Below are 17,355 nucleotides of genomic sequence, written 5' to 3' on the forward strand. Positions count from 1 at the left end.
TCTGAGTAACATTCCGGGATGGTTTCCGTTGGTAAGGACTGAATATTCCGCATGAACCCTACCATCCAGATTCTTCAAAAAGAAACACTGTCCAGCAACTGGTACACGCTTTACAAGTACACCTACAGCATCACCGGCCGCGACGGCAAGCCGCTCACACAAAGCCGCGAAGCCTACGACCGCGGCAACGGTGCGACTATTCTGCTGTATAACAAGGCGGCGAATACCGTAATCCTGACCCGTCAGTTTCGCTTACCGACATTTGTGAACGGGAATACGACAGGCATGATGGTGGAGACCTGCGCAGGCTTGCTCGACCTGGATAATCCGGAGGACTGCATTCGCCGCGAGACAGAAGAAGAGACCGGTTACCGCATCAGTGATGTACGCAAGGTGTTTGAGGTATATATGTCCCCCGGATCGGTAACCGAGATCATTTACTTCTTCGTGGGCGAGTACTCCCCCGATCAGAAAGTGAATGACGGCGGCGGCGTGGACGAGCATGAGAACATCGATGTGCTGGAGCTGGACTTTTCAGAGGCATACGATATGATTGGCCGCGGCGAAATCAAGGATGCAAAGACCATTATGCTGTTGCAGCACGCCCGGGTTGACAATCTGTTGACCTACACACAATAAGAAAGGGCACCACGAGGTGCCCTTTCGAAAAATATAAACCACTGTAAACTAGATGGCAATCTCTTTCACCACGACGTCGAAATCGCTCGATACAGCGGTGTTCGTGTCGATGTTGTTGCCGGCGCCTGACAGTTGCAGTTTGCCGGTAACGCGACCGGTAGAGCGGTCGAATGAGAAATTCGTCACAGTCAGTTTGTTGCTGCTGGCGTTGCTGTCCATCACAAAACCGTCAGCATTGGTAACCTGCATATACGGCTCCGACGGGTTTTGAACGTCGCCGTTTTTCAGCACGAAGTACAACATCGCCGCACCGTTTTCGCCATCGTTACGGAAAATATTCACATCGATATCGCCGTTGTCACGCACGATATAATAAGAGTCGGAATTGCCTACGGCGGCACTGGGCGACTGCGCAAATTGAAATGCGTTACCACCGATCGTACCTTTTACAAAATTACCCGCTACTTCGCTGTTGTTAGCAGCGGTGGTGGATTTGAAATCATTGGCTTCATTAGCACAATTTGTCAAAGCAACGGAGCCTGCACATACCAGGGCCACAGCGAACGAACGCATAATCATCGGTCTCTTCTTCATCGTCAGATAATTGGTTATGGTTAATAATTAAAAATTCTATTGTTGGATCGCAACTCCTGCGGTACAGACACGAAAAAGAAGTATGGCACAAACGTGTTGGCAGTCGTATGGATACAACAAAACCGGCACGGGCACATGCGTGTATGTTCAGACCTTATCTACGATGGAGACGTGCCCAGGGAAAAGTGGGGCGCGTAGAGCTACAGGAATAATTCGCCTCTGGTTAGATTTGCGTGAGACGAGCGCTAAAAATCAATTCAAATAGATGTCTTTTTAGTTGATTTCGTAGTACAAAAATACAGCGATCCTTCCCAAATCCGACACAGTCCGTCGGGTCGATCCGTGCGTTTAAAGACCGTTTCGTCGTTTCGGTGTCGCCGCCTGGCAATCCGTATTTTTCCCCGCTCTCACACTCTCGCTGTCTTTACCGCCTTCCTTCCGCTGTTCACCTACGCGCTTCCCGGTTCTGCCTAATGCCTCTGCCCAAGGCCCCGTTCGTACCGTATATTCGTACAGACAACAACAAAAACCATCATGGAAAATCCCAACTCAACCCCCAACTTTCCGGAAACCGAAAAATGGCAACAACGCGACCGCCGTCGCCGCATCGGTGGAGGCATCATCCTGCTGATCATCGGTAGCCTGCTGTTCGCCAAGGTAGCCGGGGCTGTCATGCCCGCCTGGCTCTTTACCTGGCCCATGATCCTGATCGCCATCGGTGTGTTCGCCGCCTTTAAAAAAGGGTTTAGTGATATGGGATGGCTTTTCCCGATCGCCGTAGGGCTGGTGTTCCTGGCGCAAAACGAAATTGAAGGATTTTCGCCCTGGCCGTACCTGTGGCCTGTCATCCTGATCATTATTGGTCTGGGAATGATGTTCCGCAGAAAACGCCGCGGCGGCTGCGACGGCTGGTAAGGATCACCGCCACCAACCGGCCGTTCACCTACTCGTGCCCGGCGCCGGCCTATCACCCCTCGCTACAACCACCCCCATACCGTATCTTTATTTAACATCCGGCCGGAAGGCCCAAAAACGCGAAAAAAAACATCATCATACCAGTATATGGAAACGCAAGACACTAACAGCAACACCCCTGAGCCGGTAAAACATTACCAGGACATCACTGCGCCCGACCAGACGGGCCGGGTACTCGGAGGCGTTGTTATCATCATCATCGGCGGCCTGCTGCTGGCCCGCTCCATTGGGGCCGACCTGCCCGGCTGGCTCTTTACCTGGCCCATGATCCCCATTGCGATCGGCCTGTTCGTCGGCGCTAAGCACCGCTTCCGCCATCCCGGTTGGCTGATCCCCATCGCTGTCGGCGCAGTCTTTCTGACCATCAATATGTTTTCCGAAGATGTCGACAGCAGTCAATTCTTCTGGCCCGTCATCATCATCGCCATCGGCCTGTTCATGATCATTCGCCCCAGACGCAACGGACGCTTCCGCGGTCGCGATCGCGAAACCTGGAAACGCTGGCATGAACGCCGCCACCAACGCTACCAGCAACAATTCGGTGCTGACTTTGTCGAAGAGACAGCCGAAGGCATGATCGACTCCGTCACCATCTTCGGCGGTACCAAAAAGGTAGTCATCTCCAAAGACTTTAAAGGCGGCGACGCGGTGACCGTATTCGGCGGTGTGGAGATCAACCTGACACAAGCCGATATCCAGGGCCGCGCCGTACTGGAGCTGGTACAAATCTTCGGTGGCGCCAAACTGGTTGTACCCGCGGACTGGAAGATCCAGGCCGATGAGATGGTCAGCATCTTCGGTGGCCTGGATGACAAGCGTAACCCTGCGGCGCTGCATCCCAACGACGACAAAGTTCTGATATTGAAAGGCACCAGCATATTCGGTGGCATCGATATCAAAAGCTATTAACCATGTATTCCTTTCTTCTCACCCTTCAAGTAATCCTTATGAACTGGTACATCGCTAAAATCGTATTCGGCATCACGGCCGAAAACCAAGAGAAACAACAGTTTGACGAACAGTTGCGGCTGATCGAAGCCGAATCACAAGAAGAGGCCTTTCTGAAATCACGCATGATCGGCCTGGGCGAAGAAGACTCTTTCATCAATGATAAAAACAAGCTCATTAAGTGGGAGTTCATCAACGTGGCCGAGCTGCTGCCGCTCAAGAAACTGGAAGACGGTATGGAGGTATATTCCCGCATACACGAAATAGAAGAGGCCAACTCCTACGTTAGCTTCATTCACCAGAAGGCCATGGCCCTGCGTCTGAACGCACTTCCTCTTTTCTGATTCTGACCGACCCCTGTGAGCACTGTAAAAATAGCGACCTATAAACTTGCCCTGGCGTATGCCAGTTGGTGGGTACTGCTGATCACCATCGAGACGTATGCACTGATTACCACCTTTGACCTACGATGGCAAGCCGCATTAGCAGACGCGGTAACCATTAACCTGTTGCTGGCCGCCGCCGGGCACGCCATGCACAACGCATTGAAATATTATCAGCCCGGCGCCAAGAATTCCCTGTCGATGACCGTTTGGAGCATCGGACTCGCCGCACTCTGCGTTTTTGTACACCGGTGCTTTATGCGCTACGCGTTTGCTGACGACATCATTTACCTTGACTATATGAATGGCTCGTATATCATCCGCGGCCTGTTCAGTTGGCTCATGATCGCCCTGATGTCGCTCATGAGCTGGATGTGGTACTATATGCAGGACCAACGCGCCAGTGAGACGCGCGAGCAAGACGCGCAGAAGATGGCACGTGAAGCCGAGCTTGCTTCGCTGCGGCAACAATTGCAGCCGCACTTCCTGTTCAACAGCCTGAACTCCATCAGCGCCCTGGCGGGCTCACGCCCCGAAGAAGCACGCAAGATGATCCAGCAGCTTTCTGATTTTCTACGCGGCACCATACGCCGTGACGATCAACAAATCGTAACCCTCGAAGAAGAGCTCAACCATTTACAATTATACCTGGATATAGAAAAGGTGCGCTTTGGCCACCGGCTACGCACAGACGTTCAGCACGACGCTGCGTCGCTCGCCATGCGCCTGCCGTCACTCCTGCTCCAGCCCATCGTCGAGAATGCCATTAAGTTTGGCCTCTACGACACAACCGGCGAAATCACCATCCGCATCAGCGCCACCGCCCGCGACGGTCAGATGTTGCTGTCGGTAGAGAATCCGTTCGACCCCACCACGGCACAACCACGCCGTGGTACAGGTTTCGGCCTGAACTCGGTCCAACGCAGACTTTATCTACTCTACGCGCGCAACGACCTCCTGACCACCGAACAGCACGAGACCGAAGAAAACCCACGCTTCATTACCCACGTAAAAATACCGCAGACCTCATGATTAAAACCATACTCATCGACGACGAGCCTCTGGCACGCAGCATTACGCTCGAGTACCTGCAGGCGCATGCCGATATCGCCGTGGTAGCAGAATGCAACGACGGCTTTGAAGGCATCAAAGCCATTGCCCACCATAAACCCGACCTGATCTTCCTCGATATACAAATGCCCAAGATCAACGGTTTCGAAATGCTCGAGCTGCTCGAGCAACCACCGGCCGTGATCTTTACGACCGCCTTTGACGAATACGCCATGAAGGCGTTCGAAGCACACGCCATCGACTACCTGCTCAAGCCCTACAGCCGCGAGCGTTTTGATAAGGCCCTGGAGAAGTGGATCCTGCAACGCGGCGGGCACGCCGACAAAAGCACGCAACAGGCGGCCATCCTGCGCGAAGAAATTCGCCAGCCGGAAGAACGCACACGCGTGGTGGTGCGCGAAGGCGGCAACATCCGCATCATTCCTGTACAAGACATCCAGTACCTCGAAGCATACGACGACTACGTCAAGATCTATACTGCCAAGGAAATGTTCCTGAAGAAAAAGACGATGAGCTTTTACGAGCAGTCGCTGGACCCGGCACAGTTTGTCCGCGTACACCGCTCCTACATGATTCAGCTCACGCAGATCACACGCATCGAGCCGCTGGAAAAAGATACACACGTCGCGCTGCTGAAAAGCGGCGTACGTATACCGCTCAGTAAAGCGGGCTATAGCAAACTAAAATCCGTGTTGGGAATCTAAGGAATAACCGGCAGCCGGGTCAGTGCGTGACCGGCTGCTGCTCTACCGCCGCGTCCACTTTCTTATGGGGACGTTTCAGGCTGATCCGTGCCAGCACCGCGCTGACCAGCGTCATGACCGACGCGGTCATCATACATGCCCCGGGAAAGTTCACGATTCCTTCCGGGCCTGACGAATGCGCAAAAATCCATGTCATCAATACGGGGCCGACTATCGAGGTCAGGCTCATGAGGCTCGTGAGAGCGCCCTGCAGCTCCCCTTGCTCAGTCGCCGGCACTTGCGCCGACATAACACCCTGCAAGGCGGGGCCACAAATCCCTCCCAGGCAATACGGTATCAGAAACACAAACATCATCCATCCGTGCGTCGCCATACCAAACAAAAAGAATCCCACTGCATAAAGCGCCAACCCGACATAGATGCTGCGCTCCTGCCCAAGTTTCGGAAGAATGAAGCGTATCAGCCCACCTTGCACAATGCCCACCAACAGGCCGACGAATGCTAATGAATAACCAATGAGATCCTCTCCCCAACCGAACTTTTCGATGGTATAAAACGACCACGTGCTCTGCACAGCATGGCCCGCGATGTAGATCAATACAAGAGACGCCACCAACCCGAGGATGACTTTATACCGCATCAGAAATAGCAGCGACCCAATCGGGTTCGCCCGGGCTATTTCAAACTTCCGCCGGTTCTCCGGCTTCAGGGATTCCGGCAGTATAAAGAACCCATATAGCCAGTTCACAAAAGTCAGCACGGCCGCGCCAATAAAGGGTGCCTTCAGACCGCCGTATTTGGCCAGTAAGCCGCCCAGCGCGGGCCCAATGATAAAACCCAATCCGAAGGCCGCGCCGATCATACCGAAGTTCTGTGCCCGCTTTTCAGGCTCGCTGATATCGGCAATGTAGGCCGACGCGGTCGTGAAGCTCGCCCCCATGATGCCGGCGATGATGCGCCCAACGAACAGCCACTCAATTGTCGGGGCGAATACCAGAAAGGTATAATCCACGCCAAAACCGAACAACGAAGCCAGCAGGATCGGCCGGCGTCCGTAGCGGTCGCTCAGATTTCCCATGAGCGGTGAAAAAAAGAATTGTGGAATGGCAAACGCCGCCAGCAGCCAGCCACCCAGCTCCGAAGCTTCGGCATTGCTCACCCCAGTCATATTGGTAATCAGCTTCGGCATCACCGGAATGATGATCCCAAAACCGATCACGTCGATCAATAGCGTTACAAAAATAAATCCGAGGGCAGCGTTTTTCTTAGAGACCATAGGGAGCACGAAAATTCAATCCGCAAATAAAGCCATTATGGGGCAGTATCTACGTACGCAAACGGGACAATTACAGGGGGGCTTTATACAGCAGGTGGGACGGGCTGATGCCCGGAACGACTTCGTCGTACACCAACGGATTGTCCAGCGTTATCTCCGTACCATCGCAGGCGAACGTACGGCACGCCAGGCAGCTCATCATGATCGGCTGGTGCACAAACACCGTACCCTGGCTGGTCGGGATGATATATACATTGCCATACGCCGATCCTTCCGAGCCCGCTTGTACCAGCAATGTTTCCAGCCACTGCATATTCTCGCGTGAGGTCTCGCAGCTGGCACTCGCTCGCTTCATGGCGTGCGTCAGACCGTCGGTAGTGTGGTCGTCAGGCGCACAACCAGCCAGGCAGGCCAGCAGGGACAATATCAGGTAGCGGTGCATGGGAGGATATTTTCACCATAGACACGTATTGCCTGCAAAAAGTTGTAACCTGTCTCACGAAGCAGGCGCACCGGTCTCGAGAAGCGCAACGCCTACTCCCAACGCACGCAGCAGGTCGATCTTCCCGGCTAACGCAGGTTGCGTCTGAAGCGCCACGGTCCCCCGCAGCACGCAGCCGTCGGTATATTCCTGTGCGGTAATCGCTACATCAAATTCTTTTACGACACGCATCACTTCGGGTGTGGCACCATAGTCGTATTGCAGCGTTACCGCGGCGCGCACTTCCCGCGTGTCTACAATGGCCTGCTGCAATGCGTCTTCTGCCGCCAGTCTATACGCACTGATCAACCCGCCTACGCCCAGTTTTATACCACCGAAATACCGCACTACCACCACCAGCACATCCGTCAGGTCGCGTGAGCGTATCTGGCCCAGGATCGGGTCGCCGGCCGAATGGTTAGGCTCACCATCGTCCGCGGCGCGAAAGCGCTGTTTGTCGGGGCCCAGCATCCACGCATAACAATGGTGGCGTGCATCAAAATATTCCTTGCGAAGCGCTTCCAGATATTTTTTGATGACAGCCTCTGACGACACCGGATACGCAAAGGCAAGGAATTTGCTTCCTTTCTCCTTATAAAGCCCCTGGGTGGGCTGTTGAATGGTACGGTATGAAAATGCCTGCACACCGCAAGGTACATGTTTTACGCGCGCCGACGCCGTATACACGCCGCAAAGCAGGTTTCTCCCACTCCATGCAACCTTGTACCGCCCCGTGTAGTCTTATAGGCAAACATCGAAAAACAACCTTTAGCATCTATGAAACATATAATCCCTTCCTTCCTGCTGATCGCTTTTGTAAGCGTAACGTCCGTTTTCGCACAGACGCGCGAAACCCGTAACACCGGCTCGTTCACGAAAGTGGCATTTCGTGTGCCCGGCAAATTATACCTCCGTCAAGGCAACACGCCCAAGGTAGAAGTGGAAGGCAAGCAGGAGCTGCTCGCCGAAATTGAGACCAGCGTAGAAGGCACACGCCTCGTGATCGGCAAGCGCGGCAAGTGGAATAACTGGACGTGGAAAAACGAAGACCGCATCAATGTATACATCACCATGCCTACCGTAGAAGGATTGAACGTGGGTGGCTCGGGCGACCTCATTGCCGAAACCCGCATTCACAGCGAGAACCTCGAGCTGTCGGTCAGCGGCTCCGGCTCCATGAAGATCGAGATTGAAGCAACCGGTGGCACCGAAGCCAGCGTATCCGGTTCCGGTGGAATCGAGATAAAAGGTAAAGCTAAAAACTTTGAAAGCCGTGTGAGTGGCTCAGGAAGTGTAGACGCCGACATACAGGTCGCCAGCCTGGCTGACTTCAGCGTGTCTGGCTCAGGCAGAATCTCTGCATCGGGCACGGCCAATACAGTGAAGGCCAGCATTAGCGGCTCGGGCCGCGTACTGGCAGCCAACCTGGAAACCAACACATGCGATGTAAGAATATCAGGCTCGGGCGACGCAGAGATCAATGTAAAGGAAGCGCTCAACGCCAGCATCAGCGGCAGCGGCAGCGTACTCTACAAAGGCGAACCCAAGCAGCTGAACAGCCACTCGGCTGGCAGCGGAAAAGTCCGGAAGATGTAGGTTGAGTTACACCTTCTGCATACGCCAGAGGCGGCCACATCGGTCGCCTTTTTTTGTTGCTATGGGCATGTTATTTTATCGCAATACAAGCCTATGGATATATTCAACTTTCGCGACGAAATGGCCTTGCGCCTGTTTCTGTCCTTTGTCGTGGGTGCTGCCATTGGCATGGAACGGGAGTATCGCAGCAAGGCTGCCGGCCTCCGCACGATGATCGTCATCTGCCTGGGCTCAACGATCTTTACGGAGATCTCCATCAGCATCGGCACGGGCTCGCCCGACCGCATCGCCTCCAACATCGTCACGGGTGTAGGGTTCCTGGGCGCGGGGGTCATCTTTAAAGACGGACTCTCGATCAACGGTATCACTACCGCCACCACCATCTGGATCGCCGCCGCGCTGGGCATGGCCGTCGGAGCCGGCGAGTATGGCATCGCCATCGCCGGTTCGCTCATTGCGCTCGTCGTATTGACCTTATTCGAAAAGGTAAAGCTCTTCATCTCCCGTCGCCACCAGTCACGATCCTATCGCATCGCCTATTACGACGACGTCAGCTTTCGCCCGGCACTACACGACATGCTGAAGCAACTCCAGCTTGGCTATGAGCTGGAGCGCGAAAGCAAAGACGAGACTATTGTCGTCATCACCTACGGCATCAATGGTCGCGAAGAAAAGCTCAATGCGCTAAACGATCACCTACGACAAGATAACCGCGTGAAGTCGTACGACTACTAACAACGAATAGGCAATACGAAGCCAGTGGCCCTCCTCATACGAGAGAAGGGCCACTAGTTGCAGTCACGTGGGGTTACAACCCGCGCGGACTTAAATGAACTTTACACCTTCCTGGTGCAGCCTGGAGAATTTGTCGCGATCGAATACATAGTAAAAGGCGCCCTTGCGGGATGATTCCTTTTCCTTTTCTTCGAGCTTGTTGAGAATGTCCAGCGACAGAATCTTGCGGGTGAAGTTCCGCTTGTCGAGCGGCGTCTCATAGATCGCCTCGTAGAGGTTCTGCAACTGCGGCAGCGTAAACTTACCCGGCAGCAGCTCAAACCCGATCGGCTGATTCGCCACCTTCTGCTGCAAGCGCTCTTTTGCCTTGCGCAGCATTTCAGTGTGATCAAACACCAGGTCTGGGATCTGGTCTAACGGGAACCAACGTGCCTCGTGGTCGTCGTGCAAGCGCTCTTGATAATCTTTGATGTTAATGAGCGCAAAATACGCGATCGATACGACGCGGCTGGCCGGATCTCGGTCTACACCGCTGAAGCAATACAGTTGCTCCATGTAGGTGGTTTGCAACCCGGTGAGGTCATGCAGCACGCGCTGCGCAGCCTCATCGGTACTCTCGTCCTGATTGACAAAGCCACCCATCAGTGACCATTTGCCTCGATCAGGATCGATGTTCCTTTTGACGAGCAACGCTTTGAGCTGATGGCCGTCAAATCCAAAAATGATGCAGTCTACTGCCACGAGTAGCCTGTCTTGTGTGTTGTACTTAGTGATGATATCCATAACGTAGAGGGTCTTTACTATATAAATATGCTGAATTAGGAGAAACTTACCAACGGTATCACAAAGCATTATCGTTTTTAATTGTTAAAAATTTCCGTTGGCGCGCCCGGTATCAGTATATCTACGTATCACTACCGCAACATCGCGTGCACATTTCGATATATATAGTTTGTGCAAACGCCTGCCATACCCGCACACCACGACAGCATCAAAACAATAAAACGCCATGAGATGCTTTCACAAAATGTTCAACCGCTTCAACACCAACCTGTAGAATAAAAAAATGCATGATAAACTTGTTATACCATGCATACACAGAAAAAATATGATTACTGTTTTTACCTACGTACACCTACCTACGTAACGCAAGGCGAGGTATACTTCGCATCGAACCGGCCGCCTATTGCGCGCCGGTGATATAATGCTCCAGATGCTGGATGATGGACTTCTGCTCGTTAATAATGTTGCGCACAACGTCGCTGATGGAGATCACACCGACTAAATCGTCGTACTCGTTCACCACCGGCAAATGGCGAAACTTCTTGTCGCTCATCAACCACATACATTCCTCGATCGTCGTCTCCGGCGTAACCGTGATGACGTTCTCGGTCATCAGCTCCTTGATCAGCGTGTCCTTCGAAGACTTGCCTTTCAAAATAAGTTTGCGGGCATAATCACGCTCGGTGAAGATCCCCACCATTTTGCCGTTTTCCACAATGACCAACCCTCCGATATTCTTCTCACACATGCGTTCAATGGCATGATAAACTGTAACTGTGGGCTCTACTGAATAGACAGCATAGCCTTTGACTTCTAGAATGTCTCGTACTTTCGCCATGTTATAAAAGTTTAGCAATCGATTGAAGATAACCGTTTTAGCCAAAAAAAGCAAGCGGTTCCGGCCTCGTCAGTGACGCACCGGAACCGCAACAATCGGCGAAAAGCCGCGATTTCTTATTGGATCAGCGAAAGAACCGCATCCGGGAAGATGCCCAATGCAAAACTTAATGCGATTAATACAAAGGTGAGCGCGCGCTGTGAGCCCGATACCGGCAGCGCCGTAGCCTGTTGCGGCGCCTGGAAGTACATCGCAATGATGATGCGGAAATAATAATACACGCCGATCAGCGAGGTCACCACCGCTACAATGACCAGCGGTGTGTAACCCTTCGCAATCGCCAGCGCGAAGACCATATACTTCCCAAAAAATCCGGGGAAAGGCGGTATACCCGCCAGCGACAACAACGCAATCGTCAGGCCCACGGCCAGCAGCGGATTGCGTTTGAAGAGGCCATTGAAGTATTCAATCGTGATCGACTCACTGTTGCCTTCCACCAGGTACAGCACACTAAAGGCGGCAATAGACGCTACAGCATACGACGCCAGGTAGTAGTAGATCACACCCGACGACGCGGTCGGGTCTGCCGTAAAGGCCAACAAAATATACCCTACGTGCCCCACGCTGGAGTACGCCAGAATACGCTTCACGTGCGACTGATAGACCGCCGTGATGTTTGGCAGCACCAACGTCAACACGGTAATAACCATCAGAATAGTAGACCATGTGCTGTAGGTCCCCACTAAGCCAATCGAAAACATGCGGTAAAACGCAGCCAACGCACCGATCTTCACAACGGTAGACATAAACGCTGTCACCGTCGTGGGCGCACCACCGTAAACATCCGGCGCCCAGAAGTGAAAGGGTACCGCCGAGATCTTAAACGCCAACCCCACCAGCAACAGCAACACACCCGCATAAAAGAAGGCCGGTAGCGCGTGGCTATGCTCGGTGATAAAAACTGCAATCGTACCAATATCAAACGATCCGGTAGCACCATACAGCAGGGCAATGCCCATGAGCAGGAAACCGGTCGCGAAAGAGCCCATCAGGAAATACTTGAAGGCCGCCTCGATCGACAAGAGGCTTTCTTTGTTGCTGCCCGCCAACACATACAGCGACAGCGACAGGATCTCGATGCCCAGAAAGAGCATCGCCATGTTGTTATACGACGCCATCAGGATGGCACCGACGATCGCGAAGATCACCAGCGACGTGCGTTCTGTACGGTGCTGGGGCTGCGCTTGAAAGTAGTCGCTCGCCATCCAGAACCAAAGGATGGATACCACCGAGATCAACCCGGTAAAGGCCAGCGCGACATTGTCAAACATTAACATGTGGCTGAAGTATGTCCTGACTTCGCCATCCCACTCCAGCGCGAGTGTAGCCGTAGCCGCCAGCAGGCCAAGGATGGCAATCGCCGTCAGCCACTTTTTGAAGTTGGCGATTTCGGCAAGCAGCGAAACGATACTCAGGCCACAGATAACAAGCAATGCGTTCATATTACTTTACGGATGCAGAAAGGTTCGAATAAATTTTCAGTAAGCTGGCCACCGCCGGTTCCGAGATCTCCAGCAGCGGCGCCGGATAAATACCGATCACCAGGATCAGCAACACAATGGGATACAGCACCAGCTTCTCCTGACCTGTCAGGTCGGCAAAGCTCGCCGTGACAGCGTTGGTCTCGCCCGACATGCTCTGTTGGAACGTACGCAGCATGTATACTGCGCCCAGAATGATGGTCAGGCCCGCGACGGCGCCCAACACACTGTGGTATTGAAACACCGAGTTTATCAACAGGAACTCACCCACAAATCCGCTGGTAAACGGCAGGGCCACGCTTCCTAACATCACGATCACAAAGACAGTGGTCAACACCGGTGCAACATTGCGAATGCCACCCAGCGCCGACAGCGTGCGTGTCTGCGTGCGGTGTGAAATAATGTCGATAATATAGAACAGTGCGAACACCACAATACCGTGGCTCAACATCTGGATCATCGCCCCCTGCACACCAATCGTGCTCAGGGTAAAGGCACCCGCCGAGATCAGGCCAACGTGGGCCACCGACGAATATGCAATCAGGCGCTTAAAGTCTTTTTGAACAATGGCGATACACGACGCGTAGATAATGCCGATCACCGACAGCACCACGGCCGTAAACCCCCAGGCCTCCACACCGGCCGGCACCAGCGGCAACAACCAGCGGATCACACCATAGATCCCCATCTTAAGCATGATACCGGAAAGCAACATGGTACCCTGCGTCGGCGCCACCGTGTAGGTATCGGGCTGCCACGTGTGGAACGGGAACACCGGCATCTTAATCGCAAAGGCTACAAACATCGCCCAGAAGATCAGGCTTTGCTCGTACACCGGCAGCGCACGGCCGGCATCATACAACGCCTGGATGGCGAAGGTGTGCGTACCGGGTGTTTGGAAGTATATGTATACCAGGGCTACCAGCATAAACAGCGAGCCCGCAAGCGTATAAACAAAGAACTTAAAAGTAATGCGGCCGCGGTCTTCACCACCCCAGATCAAACAGATGAAGTAGATCGGGATCAGTGCAACCTCCCAGAAGAGATAAAACAGCAACCCGTCCAGCGCGCAGAACACACCGATCAGGGCCATCTGCATCACCAGGATCAACCCATAGAACGTAGAGGCCTTTTCAATCGTACGGTTGAACGACGAGAGAATGATGAACGGCACCAGCACCGTTGTCAGCAACACCAGCAACAAGCTGATACCGTCAATACCCACCGCAAAGTGCAGCCCGAACGCGCGCACCCAGGGTATATCGACCACAAACTGCGCAACATCCGTCTTCGGAAAGACCACCGCCAGGTACAACGACACGGCCAGCTCGAGGATCGAGGCCACCAACGCCAACATCTTCGCCTGTGCCGGCTTAAACGCAAACAGCAACAGGGCGACGAGCAGCGGGAAGAATACGAGGAATATCGTTATAAACATGTCTTCTTAAATTATCATTAGCGAATTATCCCCATGGCCAGGATCAGCACAATGCTGATCACCATCACAAATATGTAATAACCGATGCTACCGTTCTGCAGCAACCGCGCGCCGCGGCTGGCTGGCACAACACTACCACCGATCAGGTTTACAAGCTTATCGACACCCAGGCGCTCGACGATCTCTGCGAACGTGGCCGAGATCCAATACAAAGGCTTCACGACAATCGCGTGGTAGATCTCATCTACATAATACTTGTTTGCCAGCACCTTCTGTACGCCACCAACCTGTGTATCGGCGGCCGGCACACGGTTGCCTTTTACATAGCGTATGTACGCAAAAACGATCAGTACCACGGTCAACGCTACCACGGTACCCATCAGCGCATATTCGGTGCTGTGGCTCAGGTGATGATGCCCACTGGTTACCGCAGCCGACGGAGCAAACACCGGCGCCAGGTACGAGGCCAGCCAATGTGATCCACCGAGTGCTTCCGGCACGCCCATAAAACCACCCACCAGCGACAGCACGGCCAGTACCGTCAGCGGAATGGTGATGCTCTTCGGCGACTCGTGAATGTGGTGCATCACGTCGTGACCGGCACGCTCCTGACCAAAGAAGGTCAGGAAGAACATGCGGAACATATAGAACACCGTAAGCAGCGAAGCAAATAAAGCCAGCCCATACACAACCGGATTATGCAAATACGCTGCTGCCAGAATTTCATCTTTCGAGAAGAAACCCGCAAACGGCGGAATACCCGAGATCGCCAACACGCCAACCAGGAAAGTCAGGAATGTAACGGGCAGGTATTTCTTCAAGCCGCCCATTTTGCGAATATCTTGCTCACCGCCGAGGCCGTGAATCACGCTACCCGCGCCCAGGAACAACAACGCTTTAAAGAATGCGTGTGTCGCCATGTGGAAAATCCCGCTCGTGAACGAGCCCAGGCCCAGCGCCAGGAACATCAGTCCCAACTGGCTGACAGTAGAATATGCCAGCACTTTCTTAATATCGTTTTGTTTCACCGCAATGGTCGCGGCAAAGACGGCCGTTAAAACACCGACGATCATCACAACCTCCAGGGTAGCCGGCGACAGTGCATACAGCAGATTGTTACGGGCGATCATATAGATCCCGGCGGTCACCATGGTGGCCGCGTGAATCAACGCCGACACCGGTGTCGGACCCGCCATCGCGTCGGGCAGCCAGGTATACAGCGGCAGCTGCGCGCTTTTACCCATGGCACCCACAAACAGCAGCATCGTGATCAATGTCAGTGTGCCCGTGTCGATCGTAGTCGCTTTCGCGAATACATCGGTGTATTGAATGCTGCCAAAGTATACAAAGATCAGGATAACCCCGAGCAACATGCCCAGGTCACCGATGCGGTTCATGATAAAGGCTTTGTTGGCCGCGTTGTTGTACGCCTGGTTCTTAAACCAGAAGCCGATCAGCAGGTACGAGCAAAGCCCCACCCCTTCCCAGCCGACAAACATCAGCAGGTAGTTGGCGCCCATCACAAGCAGCAACATAAAGAAAACGAACAGGTTCAGGTACGAGAAGAAGCGGTTAAAGCCCGCATCGTCGTGCATGTACCCGATAGAATATACGTGGATCAGGAAACCCACGCCGGTAATGATCAGCAGGAACAACGACGACAGCGGGTCCACCAGGAAGCTGATCGACGTCGAGAAATTGCCGGCCTTGATCCAGTCGAACAACGTAACCTCCAGGACACGTTGATCCGCCGGCAGCCCCAGCAAATGGGTAAACAAAACAACCGAAAGAATAAACGAAACCAGCACCGCGCCGCAGGCGATAAAGGCAGTCACACCATGTGTCAGCTTGCGGACGTTCAGGGCTACGATCAGAAAGCCCAGCAACGGGAACAACGGTACCAGGCTCACCAGCGTCTTCATACTTACCATTTTAAGCGATTCAAAATATTAATATCTGTACTGCGGGTGGCACGATACATCGTCACCAGGATGGCAAGACCCACCGCTACTTCCGCCGCGGCTACTGCCATGATAAAAAACACAAACACCTGGCCCGACGGGTCGTTCAACCGGCTGGAGAATGCTACCAGCAGAAGATTGACAGCGTTAAGCATCAACTCGATACACATAAAAATGATGATCGCGTTTCTGCGGTACAGCACGCCGAGCACCCCAATGGTGAACAGCGTGGCAGAAAGCCAGACATAATAATCTATCGGAAGAGCATTCATCGTTGTTGTAGTAGTATAATTTTCGATCGGTGTTACAGTATATCGTTAGCCTTTTCAGATTTGCCGAGCATGACGGCACCCACCATGGCGGCCAGCAGCAACACCGACGAAATCTCAAAGGGCAACAGGAACTCATCAAACATGACTTTGCCCAGTCGCTGCACAGACCCCAGGTCCGGGTCGGATACTGCATTCACCGCCAGTGTCTCCGTGCCTTTCAGCGAGCCCACCAGCACGACCAGCAGCAGCCCTGCACAAATGGTGGCCGCAAATTTCAGCATCGTGCTCTTGTGTGGCTCCGTCTCGATATTGAGGTTCAGCATCATGATCACATACAGGAATAACACCATGATCGCGCCAGCGTACACAATGATGTGTACAATGAACAGGAACTCGGCATTCAACAGCACGTAATGCCCCGCGATCGTAAAGAAGGTAATGATCAGGTAAAGTACACTGTGTACCGGGCTCTTGGAAACAACCACCATGATGGCCGAGAGCACCGCCAGAAAGGAAAGAAAGTAAAAAACGTTCAGCACTGCGAAGTTGATTTATTTGTTATGACTCAGTCGTTTCTGTTGTTTGAACTCCAGTACGTTCTGGGTTTGGCGTACCGTCACGTCGATGCGCTCATCGGTCTTTTCCACCAGTTTGTCTTTTCCATAAATAAACTCGCCGCGGCCGTAGTCCGTCGACACAATGCGGTCTGTCAAAAAGATCGCCTCCTTCGGACAAGCCTCCTCGCACAAGCCGCAGAAGATGCAGCGCAGCATATTGATCTCGTACGTGGCGGCGTATTTCTCTTCGCGATACAAGTTCTCCTCACCCTTCTTACGCTCTGCCGCCGTCATCGTTATGGCTTCTGCCGGGCACGCTACAGCGCACAGGCCACACGCCGTGCAACGCTCTGCCCCCTTATCGTCACGCTTTAACACGTGTTGCCCACGCCAGATTTCCGCTATGGGGCGCTTCGTTTCCGGATAGCGCACCGTCGCACCCTTTTTGAACAAGTGGCGAATAGTGATCACCACACCGCTCAACAGCGCCGGCAGATAGATCTTCTCCGCGAAGGTCATCTTCTTATTTGAAACAAGCTTGGATCGGTTCGTTAACATGATTA

General features: G+C 53.3%; 20 protein-coding genes. 8 read left to right on the forward strand and 12 right to left on the reverse strand.

Annotated elements, in window-relative coordinates; all coding sequences use genetic code 11:
• Window positions 1–51: 51 nt before the first annotated feature.
• Entirely contained in the window at window positions 52–639 is a 588-nt protein-coding gene (gene nudK / locus KK062_RS18385; protein WP_254085803.1) for a GDP-mannose pyrophosphatase NudK, read from the forward strand.
• A 48-nt stretch (window positions 640–687) separates the two neighbouring features.
• Here the strand turns inward: nudK and KK062_RS18390 are convergent, their stop codons facing one another.
• A complete protein-coding gene (locus tag KK062_RS18390; protein WP_254085804.1) occupies window positions 688–1,233 on the reverse strand; it encodes a hypothetical protein in 546 nt (181 codons plus the stop codon).
• A 534-nt stretch (window positions 1,234–1,767) separates the two neighbouring features.
• On the opposite strand from KK062_RS18390, the gene KK062_RS18395 reads away from it, so the two are divergent.
• The 5 genes from KK062_RS18395 to KK062_RS18415 all read left to right on the forward strand — a co-directional run bounded on the left by KK062_RS18395 (window position 1,768) and on the right by KK062_RS18415 (window position 5,314).
• A complete protein-coding gene (locus tag KK062_RS18395; protein WP_254085805.1) occupies window positions 1,768–2,148 on the forward strand; it encodes a LiaF transmembrane domain-containing protein in 381 nt (126 codons plus the stop codon).
• A gap of 147 nt (window positions 2,149–2,295) precedes the next feature.
• Window positions 2,296–3,117: a LiaF transmembrane domain-containing protein gene (locus tag KK062_RS18400; RefSeq protein WP_254085806.1), complete on the forward strand. Its 822-nt coding sequence runs from the start codon at window positions 2,296–2,298 to the stop codon at window positions 3,115–3,117.
• A gap of 38 nt (window positions 3,118–3,155) precedes the next feature.
• Window positions 3,156–3,500, forward strand: a complete 345-nt coding sequence (locus KK062_RS18405) for a DUF4288 domain-containing protein (protein ID WP_254085807.1) — start codon at window positions 3,156–3,158, stop codon at window positions 3,498–3,500.
• Window positions 3,501–3,515: 15 nt separating this feature from the next.
• The gene (locus KK062_RS30950) at window positions 3,516–4,571 is read left to right on the forward strand and encodes a sensor histidine kinase (RefSeq protein ID WP_254085808.1); all 1,056 of its coding nucleotides are present in this window, start codon (window positions 3,516–3,518) and stop codon (window positions 4,569–4,571) included.
• A complete protein-coding gene (locus KK062_RS18415; RefSeq protein ID WP_254085809.1) occupies window positions 4,568–5,314 on the forward strand; it encodes a LytR/AlgR family response regulator transcription factor in 747 nt (248 codons plus the stop codon). The genes KK062_RS30950 and KK062_RS18415 overlap by 4 nt, the downstream gene beginning before the upstream one ends.
• 19 nt (window positions 5,315–5,333) lie before the next feature.
• On the opposite strand, the gene KK062_RS18420 is transcribed toward KK062_RS18415, so the two are convergent.
• The 3 genes from KK062_RS18420 to KK062_RS18430 all read right to left on the reverse strand — a co-directional run bounded on the left by KK062_RS18420 (window position 5,334) and on the right by KK062_RS18430 (window position 7,716).
• Window positions 5,334–6,590 carry a TCR/Tet family MFS transporter gene (locus tag KK062_RS18420; protein ID WP_254085810.1) on the reverse strand — a complete coding sequence of 419 codons (1,257 nt, stop codon included), beginning with the start codon at window positions 6,588–6,590 and terminating at the stop codon, window positions 5,334–5,336.
• Between the two features lie 70 nt (window positions 6,591–6,660).
• Window positions 6,661–7,032 carry a hypothetical protein gene (locus KK062_RS18425; protein WP_254085811.1) on the reverse strand — a complete coding sequence of 124 codons (372 nt, stop codon included), beginning with the start codon at window positions 7,030–7,032 and terminating at the stop codon, window positions 6,661–6,663.
• A gap of 54 nt (window positions 7,033–7,086) precedes the next feature.
• A complete protein-coding gene (locus tag KK062_RS18430) occupies window positions 7,087–7,716 on the reverse strand; it encodes an IMPACT family protein (protein ID WP_254085812.1) in 630 nt (209 codons plus the stop codon).
• A gap of 132 nt (window positions 7,717–7,848) precedes the next feature.
• On the opposite strand from KK062_RS18430, the gene KK062_RS18435 reads away from it, so the two are divergent.
• Window positions 7,849–8,667: a head GIN domain-containing protein gene (locus KK062_RS18435; RefSeq protein WP_254085813.1), complete on the forward strand. Its 819-nt coding sequence runs from the start codon at window positions 7,849–7,851 to the stop codon at window positions 8,665–8,667.
• A gap of 93 nt (window positions 8,668–8,760) precedes the next feature.
• Window positions 8,761–9,402: an MgtC/SapB family protein gene (locus tag KK062_RS18440; protein ID WP_254085814.1), complete on the forward strand. Its 642-nt coding sequence runs from the start codon at window positions 8,761–8,763 to the stop codon at window positions 9,400–9,402.
• Window positions 9,403–9,492: 90 nt separating this feature from the next.
• Here KK062_RS18440 and KK062_RS18445 read toward each other — a convergent pair whose 3' ends face one another.
• The 8 genes from KK062_RS18445 to KK062_RS18480 all read right to left on the reverse strand — a co-directional run bounded on the left by KK062_RS18445 (window position 9,493) and on the right by KK062_RS18480 (window position 17,353).
• A complete protein-coding gene (locus tag KK062_RS18445) occupies window positions 9,493–10,185 on the reverse strand; it encodes an NUDIX hydrolase (protein WP_254085815.1) in 693 nt (230 codons plus the stop codon).
• Window positions 10,186–10,585: 400 nt separating this feature from the next.
• Window positions 10,586–11,023: a CBS domain-containing protein gene (locus KK062_RS18450; protein ID WP_254085816.1), complete on the reverse strand. Its 438-nt coding sequence runs from the start codon at window positions 11,021–11,023 to the stop codon at window positions 10,586–10,588.
• Between the two features lie 116 nt (window positions 11,024–11,139).
• Entirely contained in the window at window positions 11,140–12,525 is a 1,386-nt protein-coding gene (locus KK062_RS18455; RefSeq protein ID WP_254085817.1) for an NADH-quinone oxidoreductase subunit N, read from the reverse strand.
• A 1-nt stretch (window position 12,526) separates the two neighbouring features.
• Window positions 12,527–14,002 (reverse strand): complex I subunit 4 family protein, encoded by a 1,476-nt coding sequence (locus tag KK062_RS18460; protein ID WP_254085818.1) that lies wholly within the window; start codon window positions 14,000–14,002, stop codon window positions 12,527–12,529.
• Between the two features lie 17 nt (window positions 14,003–14,019).
• The gene (nuoL, locus tag KK062_RS18465; RefSeq protein ID WP_254085819.1) at window positions 14,020–15,924 is read right to left on the reverse strand and encodes an NADH-quinone oxidoreductase subunit L; all 1,905 of its coding nucleotides are present in this window, start codon (window positions 15,922–15,924) and stop codon (window positions 14,020–14,022) included.
• A gap of 2 nt (window positions 15,925–15,926) precedes the next feature.
• Window positions 15,927–16,235: an NADH-quinone oxidoreductase subunit NuoK gene (gene nuoK, locus KK062_RS18470; protein ID WP_254085820.1), complete on the reverse strand. Its 309-nt coding sequence runs from the start codon at window positions 16,233–16,235 to the stop codon at window positions 15,927–15,929.
• Between the two features lie 32 nt (window positions 16,236–16,267).
• Window positions 16,268–16,774 (reverse strand): NADH-quinone oxidoreductase subunit J family protein, encoded by a 507-nt coding sequence (locus KK062_RS18475; protein ID WP_254085821.1) that lies wholly within the window; start codon window positions 16,772–16,774, stop codon window positions 16,268–16,270.
• A 12-nt stretch (window positions 16,775–16,786) separates the two neighbouring features.
• Entirely contained in the window at window positions 16,787–17,353 is a 567-nt protein-coding gene (locus KK062_RS18480) for a NuoI/complex I 23 kDa subunit family protein (protein WP_254085837.1), read from the reverse strand.
• Between the last annotated feature and the right edge of the window lie 2 nt (window positions 17,354–17,355).

Source organism: Dawidia cretensis (assembly GCF_018598175.1).
Classification (GTDB): domain Bacteria; phylum Bacteroidota; class Bacteroidia; order Cytophagales; family Cyclobacteriaceae; genus Ohtaekwangia; species Ohtaekwangia cretensis.